The organism is Cupriavidus sp. SHE, assembly GCF_000812445.1.
GTDB lineage: Bacteria > Pseudomonadota > Gammaproteobacteria > Burkholderiales > Burkholderiaceae > Cupriavidus > Cupriavidus metallidurans.
Genome location: NZ_JWMB01000066.1, coordinates 1 through 19,176 on the forward strand (window position 1 = coordinate 1; position 19,176 = coordinate 19,176).

12 protein-coding genes and 2 tRNA genes are annotated in these 19,176 nt (G+C 59.3%); 1 reads left to right on the forward strand and 13 read right to left on the reverse strand.

Annotated elements, in window-relative coordinates; translation table 11 throughout:
* The 13 genes from RN01_RS28610 to mnmC form a co-directional block, all read right to left on the reverse strand.
* Window positions 1-1,172 (reverse strand): TM0106 family RecB-like putative nuclease (locus RN01_RS28610; protein WP_039016809.1); only part of this gene is annotated, 1,172 nt, incomplete at its 3' end.
* 68 nt (window positions 1,173-1,240) lie between these two features.
* On the reverse strand, window positions 1,241-2,593 hold the full coding sequence (locus RN01_RS28615; RefSeq protein WP_017513039.1) for a deoxyguanosinetriphosphate triphosphohydrolase: 1,353 nt from the start codon (window positions 2,591-2,593) through the stop codon (window positions 1,241-1,243).
* A gap of 78 nt (window positions 2,594-2,671) precedes the next feature.
* Window positions 2,672-3,268, reverse strand: a complete 597-nt coding sequence (locus tag RN01_RS28620; protein WP_017513038.1) for a 7-cyano-7-deazaguanine synthase — start codon at window positions 3,266-3,268, stop codon at window positions 2,672-2,674.
* Entirely contained in the window at window positions 3,265-4,485 is a 1,221-nt protein-coding gene (locus RN01_RS28625) for a PfkB family carbohydrate kinase (RefSeq protein ID WP_039016810.1), read from the reverse strand. The genes RN01_RS28620 and RN01_RS28625 overlap by 4 nt, the downstream gene beginning before the upstream one ends.
* Window positions 4,486-5,108: 623 nt before the next feature.
* On the reverse strand, window positions 5,109-6,170 hold the full coding sequence (locus RN01_RS32620; RefSeq protein WP_052261204.1) for a restriction endonuclease: 1,062 nt from the start codon (window positions 6,168-6,170) through the stop codon (window positions 5,109-5,111).
* A 3-nt stretch (window positions 6,171-6,173) separates the two neighbouring features.
* On the reverse strand, window positions 6,174-7,757 hold the full coding sequence (locus RN01_RS28635) for a hypothetical protein (protein ID WP_017513894.1): 1,584 nt from the start codon (window positions 7,755-7,757) through the stop codon (window positions 6,174-6,176).
* Between the two features lie 1,095 nt (window positions 7,758-8,852).
* Window positions 8,853-8,929, reverse strand: a tRNA-Asp gene (locus tag RN01_RS28640).
* Window positions 8,930-8,970: 41 nt separating this feature from the next.
* A tRNA-Val gene (locus tag RN01_RS28645) sits at window positions 8,971-9,046 on the reverse strand.
* Window positions 9,047-9,299: 253 nt separating this feature from the next.
* Window positions 9,300-11,711, reverse strand: coding sequence for an endopeptidase La (gene lon / locus RN01_RS28650; protein WP_011516609.1), 2,412 nt, complete (start codon window positions 11,709-11,711; stop codon window positions 9,300-9,302).
* 246 nt (window positions 11,712-11,957) lie between these two features.
* A complete protein-coding gene (gene clpX / locus RN01_RS28655) occupies window positions 11,958-13,235 on the reverse strand; it encodes an ATP-dependent Clp protease ATP-binding subunit ClpX (RefSeq protein WP_011516610.1) in 1,278 nt (425 codons plus the stop codon).
* Between the two features lie 280 nt (window positions 13,236-13,515).
* On the reverse strand, window positions 13,516-14,166 hold the full coding sequence (gene clpP / locus RN01_RS28660; RefSeq protein WP_008651661.1) for an ATP-dependent Clp endopeptidase proteolytic subunit ClpP: 651 nt from the start codon (window positions 14,164-14,166) through the stop codon (window positions 13,516-13,518).
* A 109-nt stretch (window positions 14,167-14,275) separates the two neighbouring features.
* Complete coding sequence (gene tig, locus RN01_RS28665; RefSeq protein ID WP_024569898.1) at window positions 14,276-15,625, reverse strand: trigger factor; 1,350 nt, start codon at window positions 15,623-15,625, stop codon at window positions 14,276-14,278.
* A 149-nt stretch (window positions 15,626-15,774) separates the two neighbouring features.
* A complete protein-coding gene (mnmC, locus tag RN01_RS28670; protein WP_024569897.1) occupies window positions 15,775-17,793 on the reverse strand; it encodes a bifunctional tRNA (5-methylaminomethyl-2-thiouridine)(34)-methyltransferase MnmD/FAD-dependent 5-carboxymethylaminomethyl-2-thiouridine(34) oxidoreductase MnmC in 2,019 nt (672 codons plus the stop codon).
* 123 nt (window positions 17,794-17,916) lie between these two features.
* Between mnmC and RN01_RS28675 the strand changes: the two genes are divergently transcribed.
* A complete protein-coding gene (locus RN01_RS28675) occupies window positions 17,917-18,774 on the forward strand; it encodes a 23S rRNA (adenine(2030)-N(6))-methyltransferase RlmJ (protein WP_024569896.1) in 858 nt (285 codons plus the stop codon).
* The last annotated feature ends 402 nt before the right edge of the window (window positions 18,775-19,176 follow it).

A 19,176-nucleotide genomic window follows, 5' to 3' on the forward strand; every position in this document is an offset into this window, starting at 1 on the left:
CAGTGTCCAGTTTGCGCTGGAATGGCCGTCCAGATTGCCGTGGAATCAGTGTCCAGTTTGCCGTGGAATGGGTGTCCAGTTTGGCGCGGAAAACGCACTGCTCGTGTGTGCGCCCAGAATGGAACGAATTTTTCGACCCCATCATCGACGATATACAGACCGAACAGATACTCGAGACCGCCCTCCTCCAACGGATCACCTTCCATGTCAAAGTACATGTCACCTGGGCTCGGCGTCGGTAACCGCTCGAAGCCGCGCAGTCCCTGGTCTACCTTTGGAAGCAACTCGAGGTGCATGCCACCCTCGCTACGCGCCTTGAGTTGAAGCGCTGCCTGCGCCCGCAGGCGCTCAAGCGTCTTCGATGCGAGCTTGGGGATCGACGCTTGCGCCGGCATCACGGCCAGTTCGGCGAGCGTAGTAACGCCACTCTCCGAGAGCTTCTTGATTTGTGCCTTCGAGATATTGGCGACGTACGACAAATGGTCATCATCGGACCGCCTGCTATCACACAGATTGATCCACTCACACTGCGAGCATTTTTCGCACGGATCCGGATACGTATTGACCGCGTCACCTTCAGCGATGCGGCGCTCGAAGCGAGCCAGCACATCCCGAAAATACATGAAATAGTCAGCCACACGAAAAGTGGCCACATGCCCGCTGCCGAGGACTACCTGCATCGACTGCGGCATAGTTCCCTGCTCTCGGCTTAGCAGCCAAGAATAGAAACAGAGCTGGATGATGAACTTCCCGCGAGCGGAACGGGCAAGCTTCGTATCCTGAACTTCGTAGCTGTACGCGCCAAGCTGCGAAGGCGAGTCTACCTTCACGAGGAAATCTGCGTAGCCCAGGTATTGGTCATGCCGAAACGCAGCCTGAAAGATAACGCCCACGCCCTCATGCATGGCTTTGCGGGTCGCAGCTACCCGCGCCTCCACCGAATCGCCCTGCGCATTGACATCTACCCACGTCCGGCCCTGGGTGAGTTTCTCAAAATAGGCCTTCTCGTGTGCGAGCCCCTTGTCCTGAATCAACTTCAACTGCGGATCCTCGGGCGCCCTTTCGAGTGGCGTCTCGAGATTCTGAAGACCAAGCGTCGTGCTGTGTTCGCATTCGAGAAAGGATACGATGTCCGATGCGGAGAACAGGTACGACCCATTTTTCTTTTGCATGTTGCACCTCAATGTCACACCGCGGACCACTGCCGCCTCAACACAAGCTCGTCAGATACCCGCCGCGCTTAGGGAAGGGAGATACCTCGGATACGCTGATAAAGGTCGACCGCGTACGAATCCGTCATGCCGGAGACGAAATCGGTCACGCGAATCAGCCGCTCATACTCCGACATCGTGTCAAATGACGCATTGCCTCCGGGCATCAGGCTGAGCAACGTGCGCGCCCGTGAAGGCGGCTTCTTCGGATTCTTCGCCTTGTTTTCAACCGCACCTACAAACGCCGACAGAAGACCGCTGATGACCTCGAAGCCGCACGCTTCCACCTCGACGACCGGCTTGGCGCAATACACCTGACGGACCGCCACGTCCTTGAACCGCTGAAAATGGTCAGCGTGTTCGATTCGTTTGGTGAGTTCTTCGTCAAACGTGCCGGTCATGAGCCCGTCATAGTTCTGATTGAACGCCGCAACCGTCGCGTGGATCAGCGCATTCACCGTCACGGCTCGGAAGTACTCGGCCCTGCGTTCGTCGTCCCCCAACCGGTCTGCGCGTTCAAGGCTTCGATTACTCAACCAAGGCCGATGAAGATCACGGAGTTCATCGAAATTGACCACCCCCGCGCGGAAGCCATCTTCGATATCCATGATGTGATAGCAGATATCGTCTGCGGCCTCGACAAGGAATGCCAGAGGGTGCCTCTGCCAGGCGATCCCGTTCCCGGGCTTCCTGATGAGGCCTAGCTCGCTCGCAAGCTCCTCGAACAGTGCCCTCTCGGTTTGCATGAACCCGAACTTCGCTCCGGATTTACCCTGAGCCTGCTTGTCTTCCACGTAGGACTCGCGCGGATACTTCGTAAACGCACCGAGTACTGCGCTCGTCAACTGCATTCCGCCTCTCTGATCAGGAAACTGCAGCGTCGCCACCGTACGAAAGCCTTGCGCGTTACCTTCGAACTTCTGTAGATCGCGAAGCTGAGACCCTGGCGTCAATAGGCCCGCATAGTTGGCCCCTTCACGACCCGCCTCAAACCATTCTTGGATCGCATCTTCGCCTGAGTGTCCGAAAGGTGGATTACCAATGTCGTGAGCAAGGCAAGCGACGGCGACTACGCTACCCACGTCCTGGGCCACTACGGACGCTGCCAAATGCTTGTCGCGTTCGAGGATTATTTCCGTCACCATCATGCCAAGCGAGCGGCCGACGCTGGCAACCTCGAGGCTGTGCGTCAGTCTCGTTCGAATGTAGTCGCTCTTGGCAAGCGGAAAAACTTGGGTCTTGTCCTGAAGTCTTCGAAAGGCAGAGGAGAATATGACCCGATCGTAATCCCTTGTGAATTCCGTCCGCGGCAGCGGTTCATTGCCTGCAGCCTCTGGCTCCCTCCCTAGGCGCTTCACAGATAAGAGTTTCGACCACTCCATGTTTTCCTCCAATCAAGAGCACTCGGCCGCATCCGCCCTCGATCCACCGCCTCGGGCGCCGGCCGCGAAGTAAAAGTTCTAGCAAGCGAGATCGCTGAGTTCGTCGTAGGTATTTGCCTGCTTGTTGCACCCCCGACACTGCCCACAAGCCAGGTTCCCCGTATGGCAGGAATGCGCCCATGCGAGAAGATCCATCGGTATTCCCGAGTGTCTTACCAGCTCGACTGCCGTGAACTGAATAGCCGGCGCCGACAGATGAATGTTGCCTTCCTGAAGCTGGCAGACTCTGCTCATCGCCATTACAAAATCCGGCCGGCCATCGGCATGGATGCCATCGGATTTCAGCGTCCCAATCATCAGTTCCCGGATGCCATGTTTCACTGCAGCCATGACTGCAAGGGTGATGATCAATTGATTTCTGAACGGCCACCATTCAGAACTGGGTGCGTACACGCCTGGTGAGGCACCCGCAAGATCGCCCGATCCTAAGCTGGAGCAATCGACTGAGACAAGCTCAAGCGGGATGCCGAGTGTCGCCGCAACAGCTTGTGCCGCCTGCCGTTCTGCCTCGGCTGGTTTCTGGCCGTAGTCGACGTTTATCGCGAGATCGGGCCGCTTCCAGTAGGCAATACAAGCGGAGTCCATTCCCCCCGAGAGCAGCAACGCAGATTTCATGGACGCGCGATCCAACTGAGCTTGTAGATCGAAGCGGCAAAGTCCTTCACGACATGCACGCCGGTACCCAGTAGCATCGTCAGCGATCCGGGTGATTCGTTTTCGGCAAATGCGACAACAGGGATATTGTGTTTGACTGCGTAGCCGATCTCGAACATCGTGCCCGCATCCAATCCATCCACGATGGCGTAGACCAAGTCAGCCGCGTCCAAGGCAGCAATATCCTTAGGCGCCACTTCGGCCGCCACCCCGAAGCCAACATTGTGGTAGGGCGAGAACACCTCTAGCCCTTGGTCCATCAACGCCGCCCGCGCCTCCTCCACAAGCCAGATCTGTGACATCGTGAAAAATGGGCCAGCGAGATAAACCTTCGGCTTCCGTCCTTCAGTCGGAGGCGTCCCATTGTTCGGGAGAAATTGGTCGACGGCCTCCACAACTGCTTGCTCGCTGACTGGCAGATCCGTTGTGTTGCAATAGTAGGCCACGAACTGCGACGCTCTAAGCGCAGCGTCGTGGGCGCGCCTGCGATGCTTTCCCCAAAAGTACGTGAAAGCGGCAGAGAAAACGTCACCACTGCCGATACCAAACACCGAGTCGGTTCGGTACGCCGGAATCAATGACAGCTTCTCACCTTCAGCAACCAGTGCTCCAGCAGCCCCCATCTTTACCACGGCAACGCATGCCCCCTCGCGTCGCAGCAGAGCGTGCGCAACATCGGCTGGAGATTCGGCCTCCGTGAGACTCTGCCCTTCCTGAAGGTTGCAGACAATGGCGAGTTCATGAGCCGTAGATCCGTTAGCTGCAAATCGCTCAGGCAGGTCAATATCTTGAGGATCGAAAACCACCCTGTCGCCCTTGGCGACCACCGTCCCTTCTAGCGCACCGAACCTGAGAACAACCGGGGCAGCGGCCACGACCGTTGTGTCTTGCTTCAATAGATGGCGAGGCGGCGCAATGCTCGGCGAGCTGAGCGGATTCGTGTACGAGAAAGAGATGGATGGGCCAATCGCTTCGGAGCCACGCTCGAAACCGTAGGTTTGAGCCAGGTACTTGAGATATCGCCCCTTTTCTTCGTTGCCGAAGGTTACGAGCTCGACGTGCTCCCCCAGCAAGGCCAACAGAGCTGCCGCTCGCCCTGCTGAACCGTAGAAGGCTTCCCATTCAGGATGCAGACAATATTCCCAATATGTTCCACCGCCTACAACTATGGAGCTCATCTGCAGGGCCCATGCGCCACCCGAACGACACAATGCCCTCCGGAGACGCTGTCAATGATCGCGTGAAAAGGTTCACCGGCCTCGAGACACTCGACAAGCCGTATGTGAATGGTGTTCGTGATCGAGCCAGCGATGTTTTGACCAGCTTTCGCCACCACAACCTTGCGTCGATTCTCAAGGACAAGCTCGACGCTCAGGCAGTCCCCGGCTGTCAGCCCAGCTATGACGGCGGGCTTTGGAGAGGTCAGAGCAGTACTGAAGTTCACCGCATTGCAAGGCACGTCTTCCGGAGGACGCGGTCTTTGGCGCCGACTGCCTGTCATCGCATTTCACCCCATTTCTCACAAACATCCCACGTAAGCACGAAATACGAGAAACATTTTGATGCACACATCTAGCAAGTTTTGCAGGCGTGGAAGGTTTCCCATAGTAGCGCGCATGCTCATCTCCGCACCACCTCCGAACGGGGGATACCGCCGGATTTTCAGATCCGAGAGCAACAAACGGATCCGATCGAGCGGCCACTTTCTGTCACTTAAAGTTCATAATTTCCCGAGCCATCACAATGCCGCCGGGCTCGACAGGCGGCACCCCAGGAATGCACCCGCCTGATGAAAGCAGGGCTAACGGATTTCGCGACCCGCTTCCGGCGCCGCACAGTATGAAGATGGTGCGGAGTTGAGCTCCTGAATCAGCGCAGCGACTGCGAGTTCGACCGACTCCCGAGCGGTGGCCCATTTGTTTATTTCGCGGAGTGGCAGGAAAAGATAAGGCCCATCAATCAAGGTACGCATGACTTTGTGCAAGGCCCGCGAGGCACGACCAGACAGCAGATCTCGAAGCTCTCCCGCATAAATACCCACGAGCTTCATGTGCTGAAGGGCTTTGTTTACTTGGATATCATCAAAATGCTCGAAAATTAGCACCGTTTCCGCTGCATTCAGGAAGCGGGCAATCTCCTGGGAAAAAACTTCAGCCTTGGCCCCCACCAGCTCCCTGACTCGCCGCACCTCCCGCTGCACTGAATGGATGCACGCGGACACTCGTTCAAGCTCTTCAGTTGCTGCGAGAATAAACTCCGACGCATCGTGGCAAACAACCGAACTTTCATTGATGTGAAGCTTGATCGGGAATTCTCCTGCTTGAGCTTTAGGCACCGAAACCACCTTGATCTCGACGATGTTAGCGAGAAGATCAAGAATATCCTCGCGAGCCGCTCCGCGTAGCGGACCCTGGGAGCCATCATCTGGAAAAAAAATGCCATGCAAAATACCTTGCAGTCGATGTGACTCTCCAGCAAGACGCGCGAGAGCAGATTTCTCGAGTTCCTCTTTGGCAATTTCTCGGAGCTCGTCCAAGCTGGCAAGAGTGATATTTGAATGCTGGGAAGATCGGATGGCACCGGCTTGAAACCCGGATTCTGATACGAGAAAGCCTCGATCCGCACCCACATCCGAGACGATGTGGTAAAGCGCAGCAACTTTTTCCTTCGGGATTGCCGAATTCCACAGTTTGCACTCCACCAACCAAGTAACCGTAACCCCTCCCACGACCTTTCGCGCGAGCACGTCGACAATATGAAGCCCGCGGGCCCCCTCCACCTCTTGCTCAACGTTGACTGAGAAGCCTAGAGCTCGAAACAACGCGGCTACATCTTCTTGGTAAGCACGCCAAGGCACTGTCATGATTCAGCGCCTCACCAATTGAGACTGCGCACGCAGACGCCCGGTAGCTTCCCTCTTTCGAAGTTTGCGATTTGCCGCCTCAAGCGGATGCTCGAAGTAATGCTCATTCAGTGTCTTGAGAAGGGCCGAATCGCCAATCGACTTGGCGAGTGCTCTCAGTTCATCGCCTTCAATCAGACACACGGTGTATTTGCCAGGACGTACAGTCGTCTGAACCTCCTGAATTCTTGCTTTGGCCTTCTCCGACAGCTGGCCACTCGTCCAGAACTCGAATACGAGGTCGAGACCGCGCCAAGAACGTTCAAAATGGGCGGCTTCCCTCAGCATCGGGATGCGATTATCCAGCCATCTGTCTACCATCGCGTCGGGCACTTCGCCTCCGGGCTTGTAACCGCGGCATTCGATGAAGCGAACTGAGTGTCCTCTACGCACGACAAGCACATCGACTTCAGCCGATCGACCTTGATCATCTCGGAAGAACTCATTCATCTGGACCTCCGACACAACCGAAGACCTTCGCACGAGTTCAGCCACAATGAACTCGAAGAGTGCTCCGCGAAGATTGATCGCGGCACCCTCAATCTTTGTAAGGCGTGACAACACCAAATCGAGAAGTTCAACCGTATCCGGACGGAGAAAGGTCTCAGACAAAAGTTCGGTCAAGACTGTTAGCGCCTGTGCGACTTCGTCACCGAATAGTGAAGACGTTGTCGCAGGAACCACCCCGGCAGCCCTCGCAAGCCCAAATGCCTCAGGCTCATAGCCCTCCGCCACAAACAATTGAAGGCAGCGCCCCACCTTCGTTAAGCTTCGGAGCGTCTTGCACTTGTTTAGGAAGGGCTTGAGATGCGTCCCAGTTACCGCCGCATTGAGCAACACATCGCACGCGAGGAATCCCGGCTTCGGAGCTCCAGATGACCAGTCAATCATCGGAGCCACGTAAGATGGCCCGGTTAGGTCCCAGGCAAATGTACCGACTCTCGGCTGGCCACGCTCAGAATTTTCATCGCGTATCGCTACCTTGTCATAGCTAACCAGTCCGAGGTTGCGAGCCCAGGCCTTGATTGCGAGCAGCAATATTTGCTCGGACTTCAGACGAGCGCGCATTCTTGCCACCTCCAGGGAACTTGCATCGACCTGGTGGGAGAGTTGCACGCATGCCCCAACCCCTGCAATATCGATTGATTGCACTAACCCTGCTTGCTCCAATCGATCGAGAATGGTTGCGGGAGAAAGGTGGCCTCGTTGCGCAATGGGCGCACCGCAAGCAATATCAAAATGGACGCGAGGCATGATGCCCCCGCGAGCCATCAAAGCCGCTAGCGCACCGCCGTGAGCAATTGAATTCTCGAGAAGGGCGCTTGCAAGCCCTCGCCAGAATTTCGGCGAAGCATAGTCTGATTGCAGGTAGACAAAGCGCGCATTTCGCTGAAACGGCAAAAATGCGAGCCTTCTAATGGTCTTGTTCCGTGAAACCCGCTGGCGGGCAGCCACTGGCGTCAGGCCATATTCGCTGACCAGCGCCTCGACGAGTTGCGTACTGACGCATGGGCCAATTCGACGGAGCGTCTGTTCGACCGAGTCCATGAGATCCGTAACCGTGGCAACGCCACCAAAGGTTGTCACACTGCGCTATTTATAACACATGAATACGTGGTGCAGTCCTTCGCCTTTTGGCACCGCCGGCTCCGCCCGCGTGGGCACGACTTTCCGGTCGATCGAGCCTCGGAGAACGGCATCGCCTGTCACAGTGGAACTCTATGGCACCCCCACGTCAGCTCAGGGAAACTTGGAGCCCCCCCCTTCCCACCCATACAGCGGGAGCATGGCTGAGAATAAAGTCATCGTGTCACGATAACAACTCTACGAGATGACACGGGCCCAACACGTGACGCGCGTCGCCAACGCGTTGGCCATTCCGTCTCAAGAGTTGATTACTGCAAGTAAGCGTTTAGACGCGCCACGCTCTTCTGGCGGCTACTGGCACCAAGTCACACGGCTGCGCCGCAACACATCGATGACTTCTGCTCGAATGCGAAGCGCCCGCCACGTGCCCTGGCAAGGTCGACTGTCTATGTAGACAGCTACGATCAGGCAGCTGATATCAATTGGTCAGGCGGGTCATCGCACGCGTCGCGGTGAACACGGTCGATGTTCCGATTGGGATTACCAAGGCCTTGCGTGTTGGCCGTGGATAAGGCCAGTGTGCAGCAGCTCCGACGGGATGAGCAAAGCGCACCGGAGGCGCCTTCGGTAGAACCTGGGGCACCAAAAAGTCGGGGGACCAACCAGAGGAAAGGTGAGTTCGCCCATGACCGTCACGAAGGTCATGCCTCGGCCGTCATGAGTTGACGTGATGAAGGATGAGTGGCGTGGTGCAGCCGGCCTGCAAGCGAGCGTCACAGAGGGCCCGCCTGTCGCATACGCGCAGTGCAGTGGCTAGACCCCGTGAACGCGTGTGCCTACCTATATGTCACGCGCCAACGACGTGACGACCGGCACCCAGGCGCACCAGTGGCGCCATGACAGCCCCAAGTGCCACAGCACGCAGCCTTGAACCGAGAGGCGCCAGCCTCCTTAAACACGCAATTTTGTAGCGCAAAGGCACTGATGGGCTGGCTGATGGGCTGAAAAACAAAATCCCCGTAACTCATTGAAATTACGGGGATTTTTTATGCATTCTGGCGGAGTGGACGGGACTCGAACCCGCGACCCCCGGCGTGACAGGCCGGTATTCTAACCGACTGAACTACCACTCCGTGTCGGCCCCAATCAGTGGCAACGCATCGCAATGGTGAAGTGGTGGGTGCTGAGGGGTTCGAACCCCCGACCTACGCCTTGTAAGGGCGCCGCTCTACCAGCTGAGCTAAGCACCCACTAGACCATCGCAAGCTGCTGCCTGCAGGGTAATCTCGCTTCGCACGATTCGGCGGTTACTGCTTCGTTGCCGCTGTTTGCGTTGCGAGGCCGCGATTGTAATACGAGACTTTTCGATTTGCCAAGCATTGATTGCAACAATCTTCTGCGCACCGCAAGGCACACGCCGCCGCAGGCATTGCGCAAACAAAAACGCCGCAGGTTTGACCCTGCGGCGCTCCCAACTACATCTCAGACTGACGCGTGCGTCGATCAGTGATGGATACGCTCCACCTGGGACGCGGCCTTGTCCGCTACCTCGGCGGGCTTGGCATCTTCCTCAGGCAGCGGCTCGGGCTTTCGCTCGAGCGCCAGTTCCAGCACCCGGTCGATCCAGCGCACCGGCATGATCTCGATGGCGTTCTTCACGTTGTCCGGAATGTCAGCCAGATCCTTGACGTTCTCTTCGGGGATCAGCACCAGCTTGATACCGCCGCGATGGGCAGCCAGCAGCTTTTCCTTGAGACCGCCGATCGGCAGCACCTCTCCGCGCAGCGTGATTTCACCCGTCATCGCCACATCGGCACGCACCGGGATGCCAGTCAGCACCGACACCAGCGCGGTCGTCATCGCAATACCGGCCGACGGACCATCCTTCGGCGTGGCGCCCTCGGGCACGTGGATGTGGATGTCGCGCTTCTCGAACATCTCATCCGCGATACCCAGACGACGCGCCCGCGAACGCACCACCGAACGCGCGGCCTCGACCGACTCCTTCATCACATCGCCGAGCGAACCGGTGCGCGTGATGTTGCCCTTGCCAGGCATGATCGCGGCTTCGATCGTCAGCAGGTCGCCGCCGACTTCCGTCCACGCCAGACCCGTCACCTGACCAACCTGGTTTTCCTTGCCGGCTAAACCGAAGTCGTACTTGCGCACGCCGAGGAATTTGTCCAGGTTCTCGGAATCCACCTTCACCGCCGTGGACTCCTTCTTCAGGAGCAGCATCTTCACAACCTTGCGAGCGATCTTCGACACTTCGCGTTCCAGCGAGCGCACACCGGCTTCTCGCGTGTAGTAGCGGATGATGTCGCGGATTGCCGCTTCGGTCACCTCGATCTCGCCCTGCTTCAGGCCATTGTTACGGATCTGCTTCGGCAACAGATAGCGCGTGGCGATGTTGACCTTCTCGTCCTCCGTGTAGCCCGACAGGCGAATCACTTCCATCCGGTCCAGCAGCGGCGGCGGAATGTTCAGCGAGTTCGACGTCGCCACGAACATCACATCCGACAGGTCAAAGTCCACCTCGATGTAGTGGTCCTGGAACGTGTGGTTCTGTTCCGGGTCCAGCACCTCGAGCAGCGCCGACGAAGGATCGCCACGGAAATCCATGCCCATCTTGTCGATCTCGTCGAGCAGGAACAGCGGATTGCGCACGCCGACCTTCGACAGGCTCTGCAGGATCTTGCCCGGCATCGATCCAATGTACGTACGACGGTGACCGCGGATCTCGGCCTCGTCACGCACACCACCCAGCGCCATGCGCACGAACTTGCGGTTCGTGGCACGCGCAACCGACTGGCCGAGCGAGGTCTTGCCGACACCCGGAGGGCCAACCAGGCACAGGATCGGCGCCTTCACCTTGTCCACGCGCTGTTGCACGGCAAGGTATTCGAGAATCCGTTCCTTGACCTTCTCGAGGCCATAGTGGTCCTCATCGAGCACGCGCTCGGCGTTAGCCAGGTCGTTGTTGACCTTGCTCTTCTTGCGCCACGGCAGGCTGACCAGCGTGTCGATATAGTTGCGCACGACGGTGGCCTCGGCCGACATCGGCGACATCAGCTTGAGCTTCTTGAACTCGGCGTCGGCCTTCTTCTTGGCCTCCTTGGGCATGCGGGCGGCCTTGATGCGCTTGTCCAGTTCTTCCAGATCAGCGCCTTCCTCGCCCTCGCCCAGTTCCTTCTGGATCGCCTTGACCTGCTCGTTCAGGTAGTACTCGCGCTGGCTCTTTTCCATCTGGCGCTTGACGCGGCCACGAATGCGCTTTTCCACCTGCAGGATGTCGATCTCGCCCTCGAGCTGCGACAGCAGGCTCTCGAGACGCTCGGTCACCTTGACCATCTCAAGGATCTTCTGCTTCTGCTCGAGCTTGATCGGCAGATGCGCGGCGATCGTATCGGCCAAACGACCGGCCTCATCGATACCGGACAGCGACGTCAGGATCTCAGGAGGGATCTTCTTGTTCAGCTTCACGTACTGGTCGAACTGCGACACGATCGCGCGGCGCAGGGCCTCGGTCTCGGCCGATTCAACCGGTGCGGGCGGCACAGGCACGGCTTCGCACATGAAGTGCGAATCGTCCTCGCTCACCTCGGTGATATTTGCACGTTGCGTACCCTCCACCAGCACCTTCACGGTGCCGTCGGGCAGCTTCAGCATTTGCAGGATATTGGCGATGCAGCCGACCTCATACAGGTCATCCGCGGTGGGCTCATCTTTGGCCGCAGTCTTCTGGGCCACGAGCATGATGCTCTTGCCCGACTCCATCGCAGTCTCAAGCGCCTTGATGGACTTCGGGCGTCCCACGAACAGCGGGATCACCATGTGCGGAAACACCACCACGTCGCGCAGCGGCAACAGTGGGAGGCGAATCGGCTCAGCCGGGAGGAGTTGTGTTCCGGACATCATTTTCCCCAGTCAGTCATTTAAGGCGTAAATAGGGTCGCGGAATTCGATTGCAAGATGCCCATCATCGAATCTGTACGCAGAAAAACATGCTGCAAACTGCACTTGCGACCCCCAGTGAAACAGCATACCCGCGTTTGCTCCCGTTCGTTTGTGGAATTGAAGAAAAAAAGCCGTTCGCTTTGCTGCGAACGGCCGCTTGAAATTTGCCGGTGTGGTCGAGGCCACCCATGTGCGGCGCGATCGTCAGTTGGACCCCGCCACCTTGGGCTGCTGCTCCTCATAAACCAGGAGCGGCGCTGCGTCGCCGGTAATCGTGTTCTCGTCGATCACGACCTTCTGGACGCCCTTGTAGTTGGGCAGGTCATACATGACATCCATCAGCGATTGTTCAAGGATCGAACGCAGGCCGCGCGCACCGGTCTTGCGGCGAATGGCCTTGCGAGCGATCGCGGACAGTGCGGCCGGGCGGATTTCCAGCTCCACGCCTTCCATGGCCAGCAGCTTCTGATATTGCTTGACCAGCGCGTTCTTCGGCTCGATCAGAATCTGCATCAGTGCAGCCTCATCCAGCTTCGCTAGCGTGGCCACCACCGGCAGACGACCGATCAGTTCCGGAATCAGGCCGAACTTGATCAGATCCTCGGGCTCGGTCTGTGGCAGCACTTCGCTGACTTCCCGCTCTTCCTTGCTCTGCACCTGGGCGGCAAAACCGATACCGGTCTTGTCCGAGCGCTGCATGATGACCTTCTCCAGGCCGTCAAACGCGCCGCCGCAGATGAACAGGATGTTGGTGGTATCCACCTGCAGGAAGTCCTGATTCGGATGCTTCCGGCCACCTTGCGGCGGCACCGAGGCCATCGTGCCCTCGATCAGTTTCAGCAGCGCCTGCTGCACACCCTCGCCAGAGACATCGCGGGTGATCGACGGGTTGTCGGACTTGCGCGAGATCTTGTCGATTTCGTCGATGTAGACGATACCGCGCTGCGCCTTCTCCACCTCGTAATTGCAGTTCTGGAGCAGCTTCTGGATGATGTTCTCGACATCCTCGCCCACGTAGCCGGCTTCCGTCAGCGTCGTTGCGTCCGCGATCACGAACGGCACGTTGAGCAGGCGAGCCAGCGTCTGGGCAAGCAACGTCTTGCCGGAGCCAGTCGGCCCGATCAGCAGAATATTGCTCTTGGAAAGCTCGACATCGTCCTTCTTGCCGAGGTGCTTGAGGCGCTTGTAGTGGTTGTAGACCGCTACGGCCAGAATTTTCTTGGCCTGATCCTGCCCGATCACGTACTGGTCGAGGCTCTCGCGAATCTCGTGGGGCGTGGGTAGATCCGATCGCGTGGCGGCCGTGGCGTCCTTGTCGGTCGCGGAGGCCTCGTCACGGATGATCTCGTTGCACAGGTCGATGCATTCGTCGCAAATGAACACCGACGGGCCGGCGATCAGCTTCTTCACCTCATGCTGGCTCTTGCCGCAGAAGGAGCAGTAGAGAAGCTTCTCGCTGGATGAACCTTTTTTGTCCGCCATAGGAATCAGTCACATTAGCAGTGTGTTCCCACCAAGCGGAAGACCGGGCGGGAAACGCATTAAACGCATCATACGCCAAAACAATTGGCACAGTCGGCGGCAACCCCTCCATGTGGGGCAAAACGCAAAAACGAGGCATACAGCCTCGTTCCGGTGTAGCCTTCGCCATTTACGGCGAGCGGATTCGTACAGCCTACGCCCGGCGTTACCGGGCGCCACCCGGGGCAATCCTTTCTGAATCGCGCCCGGAATGGCCTACCGGCACACCGGCCGATCCGTCTCAACTGCGACGGGTAATCACCTTGTCGATCAGACCGTAATCCACGGCCTGGTCGCCGCTCATGAAGTTATCGCGATCAGTATCGCGCGCGATCTTCTCCACGGGCTGGCCGGTCACCTCAGAAAGGATGCTGTTCAGGCGCTCGCGCAGATACAGGATCTCGCGTGCCTGGATTTCGATGTCCGAAGCCTGGCCACGCGCACCGCCCAACGGCTGGTGAATCATGATTCGCGAGTTTGGCAGCGCGCTGCGCTTGCCCTTGGCGCCTGCTGCGAGCAGGAATGCACCCATGCTGGCCGCCATGCCCATGCACAGTGTTTGCACATCGGGCTTGATGAACTGCATCGTGTCATAGATCGCCAGACCGGCCGAAACCGAACCGCCGGGCGAATTGATGTACAGCGACACGTCCTTATCAGGATTCTCGCTTTCGAGGAACAGAAGCTGGGCCACCACCAGGTTGGCAGTCTGGTCGTTCACTTCGCCGACCATGAAGACGACACGTTCCTTGAGCAGGCGCGAGTAGATGTCGTACGCGCGCTCGCCCCGGCCGGACTGCTCGACGACCATCGGCACCAGACCAAGACCCTGGGTCTCCAGAGCAGAAGCCTGCGTGGTGGCGAGACGATCAAGCAAATCATTGCGGGTCATGCAGGTTCTCCAGATATTCAGGAATGGCGTCAATCGGCCAGCGCGCGAGGCCGATTGACGCAAGCCGGCGCCGCGCCATACTCGCGCGGATTCCGGCTTATGCCCAACCTCAGGCTTGTGCGGGCGCGGCGGTGAGTTCTTCGAACGACACCGTCTTGTCCGCGACCTTGGCCTTGTCGCACACGAAATTTACCACGTTGTTTTCGAGCACGTAGGCTTCCATCTCGGCCAGACGCTGCTGGTCACCGTAGTACCAACGCATGACTTCCTTCGGGTCTTCGTAGCTCTTCGCGAAGTCCTCGATTTCGGCCTTGATCTGGTCCGGCTTGGCTTCCAGGCCGTTGGCCTTGACGATCTCGGCCAGGATCAGGCCCAGCTTCACGCGGCGCTCGGCCTGTTGCGTGAACATCTCGGCCGGAATCGGCATGTCCTTGGCGTTCGGCATGCCACGTTGCTCGAGGTCGCGACGGGCCATTTCCACCAGGCGTTCCTGATCCTGCTCGACCAGCGCCTTCGGCACGTCCAGCTCGCTAACCTTCAGCAGCGCTTCCATGACCTGATCCTTCAGCATGGAGTGCGTGCGGCGCTTGACTTCGCGCTCGAGGTTTTCACGGATGTCGGCGCGCATCTTTTCCACGCTGCCGTCAGCAATGCCAAGCGACTTGGCGAACGCATCGTCCACTTCCGGCAGGTGCGCCCACTCGACCTTCTTCAGCGTGACCGTGAATTCAGCGGTCTTGCCGGCCACTTCCTTGCCGTGGTAATCGGCCGGGAACGTCAGCGGGAACGACTTGCTTTCGCCCACCTTCAGACCCAGCGTAGCCGTTTCGAACTCCGGCAGCATGCGGCCTTCGCCCAGCACGTACACAAAGTCCTCGGCCTTGCCGCCAGCGAACTCGACGCCGTCGATCTTGCCGACGAAGTCCAGCGTCACGCGGTCGCCGTTCTGGGCAGCCACGTCGGCGCCGCCGTCACCGTGGGCACCCGCATCGCCACGACCGTGGAAGTGCACGCGCTGCTTGCGCAGGATGTCGACGGTCTTGTCAATCTCGGCGTCGCCGATTTCGGTCTTGGTGCGGGTCACTTCGGCCGACGCGAGGTCGCCAATCTTGACCTCCGGATACACCTCGAACGTGGCTTCGAAAGCCAGTTCGTCGTCAGCCACGCCTTCGGTCTTGATGTCGAACTTCGGCTGACCGGCCACCTTCACTTCCTGGGCCTGGGTGATGTCGAAGAACTTGCGGGCAGCCTTGTCGAAGCGCACTTCGAACTCGACTTGCTGGCCATATTGCTTCTCGACCATCTTCATCGGCACCTTGCCCGGGCGGAAGCCGGACATCTTCACGGTCTTCGACAGACGAGCCAGGCGTTCCTGGGTTTCCTTCTGCACTTCGGCCTTGGGAATAGCCAGGGTCACCTTGCGGTCCAGCTTGCCGAGGTTTTCAATGACGTTCGACATGGTCGTTAATCCAATCCAGAAATGTTGTTGTCAGCGCAACCGCCTGCATATCGGTCCACCCGCGACTGGCGCCGACGAGCGGAGGTCTCCGTGCAAACGGAAAACGGGGATTATCGCACGGTTTTGATTCGCTTCCGGCAGTTTTTACCCTAGCCGGCCGCATCCACCCCAGGCCCCGCCGATTCGGGCGCCTGCGCGTGACCGTGTCGGAGCGCGCGCAGCAGGAGCCGTGCGGGATCGATCGCATCTGCCAGATCGGCCTCGAGCGGCAGTGGTTCACCCTCGATCTGGCTGGCGATCAGCTCCGCGCACAAGGCAGCCCATGTGAGGCCCCGCGAGGCATATGCAAGGGCCGCATACAGACCGGGAAGCCGCGGCAGATCACGTAGATGCGCGCCACGCAACGCAGCGGCACGGGACAGTGCCTGCGCATCGTCGGCAATGCGCCCGACAAGCGGGAGCCGGTTGTACGTGACCGTGCGCACGCCGACGTAACCCTGCAGCGTGGCGGGGTCGATCTGCGCGATCTGTGACGCCCGGTCCGGCATCATCGATGCCAGACGATCGAGGTTGGCAGCGTGCACTTCCGGACGCTCGACCAGCGGCCCTTCGTCCGCTTCATAACTCGAGCCCATCCTTGCTCCGCCCGCCGCGTCACGCGGCAGTAGATAACCACCGCCGGTCACGACGCAATCGGGCCAGCCACCCAGCGCCTCTGTCTGCACGGGCGCCAGATCCGTCAGTTGGCCGCGCACCCGGCGCAGCGCCAGGAACTGGCCCGAGGTCAGCCGATCGGCTTCGTAGGCGTTGGCGAGCACCAGAACCGGCGCTGCGGCCAATATCCCACCGTCATCGGCAAGCGCCTGCCACACATCGCCGATCTGCCTGATCGCTGCCACCCGGCAATGGAATCGCGCATCCACAGCCGCACCAGCTTTCGCAAGCTGCGCGCGGCAAATGTCGGGCGGCGCCACCCAGCCTCCCTTCGGAAACCACAATCCGCCTCTCGGAACCGTTGCGCCATGCTGCTCCGTAGCCTCTTGCGGCGACATCCAGCGCACAAATGACTCCGGAAACCCAAGCTCCGCAAGCGCGGCTTGCTGCGCCGCGTTCTCAGCATCATCCTCGCCGATCTGCAGGACCCCAGTGTCGTGCCATCCCGCGGGATAGCCAGCCGCCTCCAAGGCGCCCCACGCGCGCAACGCATGAAGGTTGCCAGCACGGGACAGTCGTGAAAGGAAGCTGTCGTCGGCGGACACATGCGCGTGCATCGCCGCGGCACGGTGGCTCGACGTTTGTCGCGCCGGTCCGTCATGCGCATCGAACAATGTCACGCGCCAGCCACGCGCAGCCAGACGTTCGGTCACGGCGCATCCCGCCAGCCCCGCTCCGATGACGATGGCATGTCGCTCGGCCCATTGCGCCGCCTCGGGCGGCGCATAACGGCGGTTCTTCCAGACTGGCGCGAAACGCGCCACGGTCATGTCTCGCTTGCCACCAAATCCGGGCGCCTTGTGCGCCTCGAACCCGGCCGCCTTGAGCCCGCGCCTCACGAATCCCGCCGCTGTGTAGGTCGCGAGCGTCGCACCGATGCGGGCGAGACGTGCCAGGCCGCGGAACACGGTGTCGGACCACATGTCAGCGTTGCGCGATGGCGAAAACCCATCTAGGTAGAAGGCATCGGCGCCAAGCACTAGCTTCGGCAACATCGTTTCCACGTCGCCCAACGCCAGCGTCAGCGTGACCGCCCCATCCTCGAACGACAGTCTGTGCAAGCCGGGCAACGCATCAGGCCATTGTTGCTGCAATTGGTCGGCTAACGGCAGCAGATCGCCCAGGCCAGCATGTGCATGTAGTTGCGCAAGACCTTCGCGCGTGAAGGGATGTTTCTCGATCGACACGAAATGCAGCCGTTGGCAACGCTGCGGATCGTTACGCCATGCCTGCCAGGTGGCGAGGAAATTCAGGCCCTGCCCAAACCCCGTCTCGACAATGACGAACTGCTCACGCCCGGCCCAGCCTTCAGGCAGACCATTGCCACCGAGAAACACGTGATGTGCCTGTGCCAGACCTCCACGCGCGCCGTGGTAGACATCGTCATAGCGAGGCGAATAGGGAGTACCGTCATTCGACAGAATGGGCTCGGCGGGCTCGAGAACGCGCGTCATGGCAAGGATTCATACGGCCGGAAATGGCGGCGGATGGTAGCATAGCGCCCTCCCCGCGCACCGCCCTGAAAATGCCTTCAAGGCCGTAATTGCGCGAAGTTTGCGCGCCGTCATTCCCTCGCCATGCTCAGTTATCGTCACGCCTTCCACGCCGGTAATCATGCCGATGTCCTCAAGCACGCCGTCGTCGTCCAGTTGCTGGACTACCTGACGCAGAAGGACAAGGCGTTCTGGTACATCGACACCCACGCCGGCGCCGGGCTCTATGCCCTTGATCACGCCTACGCGCAGAAAAAGTCGGAGTTCGAGACCGGCATTGGCCCGCTCTGGCGCGCCGCCGCGAATGGCCAGCCTATGCCTGCCCTGCTCGACGCCTATCTGGAACAGGTACGCGCGCTGAACGAGGACGGCAATCTCAAGCACTATCCTGGTTCGCCGTGGCTGGCGTGGCAAATGCTGCGCGATGCGGACCGCCTGCGCCTGTTCGAACTGCACAGCACCGAGATCCAGGTACTGCGCGACAATTTCCGCGGCGCGGGACGCAAGGTCATGCTCTATGACGGCGATGGCTTCAACGGCATCAAGGCTATCCTGCCGCCCCCACCCCGCCGCGCACTGGTGCTGATCGACCCTTCTTACGAAGACAAGCAAGACTACGCCCGCACGCTCGATACGCTCAAGGCTGGCCTGGAGCGTTTCGCCACGGGCATCTATGCGATCTGGTATCCCGAGGTGCAACGACGGGAATCGACCCAGCTACCGGCCCAGCTGAAGCGCTTGCCGCTCAAGAGCTGGCTGCACGTCACACTCACCGTCAAACACCCGGTCGCGGGCGGTCTGGGCCTGCATGGCAGTGGCATGTTCATCGTCAACCCACCCTGGACGCTCAAGGCAGAGCTTCAGGAAGCCATGCCGAAACTGGTCGAACTGCTTGGTCAGGACGGCGGCGCGAAGTTCACGCTCGAGTCGCTGGACGGCTAAATCCGCACTTTGACTAGCACCGCAAAGTGCTTCAAGCAAATCTTTTTGGCTGTGAGTGGGATACAACTAACTCATTCGAGTTAATCCCCCCGTACGTAGGGCAGACGACGAGAATACATTATCAGACAATCAAAACCGTCGTGATTGACCCCACGATAATTCATCCCGGCCCGCCTGCTTCGCGCAGCGGGCTTTTTTTTCGACTTTGAACATATGGGACGATAGGCTGCGTGTTTCGATACGCCAGACCTGCAGGCGCAATCAGATTTCTGGTCTCTAGTCGCATGAAACGATTGATCTCAGTTGCGTATTTCGGGGCGCGTGATCAGCGATTTCGGGGGAACGTGATCACCTGTTTCGGCGGGAAGCTGATCGCTGGTTTCGGCGGAACGTGATCACTTC

Coding starts and splice junctions, on each gene's coding strand:
- RN01_RS28625 (WP_039016810.1), bottom strand. CDS start 4,485: ATGAGCTCCATAGTTGTAGGCGGTGGAACATATTGGGAATATTGTCTG.
- RN01_RS28615 (WP_017513039.1), bottom strand. CDS start 2,593: ATGGAGTGGTCGAAACTCTTATCTGTGAAGCGCCTAGGGAGGGAGCCA.
- RN01_RS28620 (WP_017513038.1), bottom strand. CDS start 3,268: ATGAAATCTGCGTTGCTGCTCTCGGGGGGAATGGACTCCGCTTGTATT.
- clpX (WP_011516610.1), bottom strand. CDS start 13,235: ATGGCGGACAAAAAAGGTTCATCCAGCGAGAAGCTTCTCTACTGCTCC.
- lon (WP_011516609.1), bottom strand. CDS start 11,711: ATGTCCGGAACACAACTCCTCCCGGCTGAGCCGATTCGCCTCCCACTG.
- RN01_RS32620 (WP_052261204.1), bottom strand. CDS start 6,170: ATGACAGTGCCTTGGCGTGCTTACCAAGAAGATGTAGCCGCGTTGTTT.
- clpP (WP_008651661.1), bottom strand. CDS start 14,166: ATGACCCGCAATGATTTGCTTGATCGTCTCGCCACCACGCAGGCTTCT.
- tig (WP_024569898.1), bottom strand. CDS start 15,625: ATGTCGAACGTCATTGAAAACCTCGGCAAGCTGGACCGCAAGGTGACC.
- mnmC (WP_024569897.1), bottom strand. CDS start 17,793: ATGACGCGCGTTCTCGAGCCCGCCGAGCCCATTCTGTCGAATGACGGT.
- RN01_RS28675 (WP_024569896.1), top strand. CDS start 17,917: ATGCTCAGTTATCGTCACGCCTTCCACGCCGGTAATCATGCCGATGTC.
- RN01_RS28635 (WP_017513894.1), bottom strand. CDS start 7,757: ATGGACTCGGTCGAACAGACGCTCCGTCGAATTGGCCCATGCGTCAGT.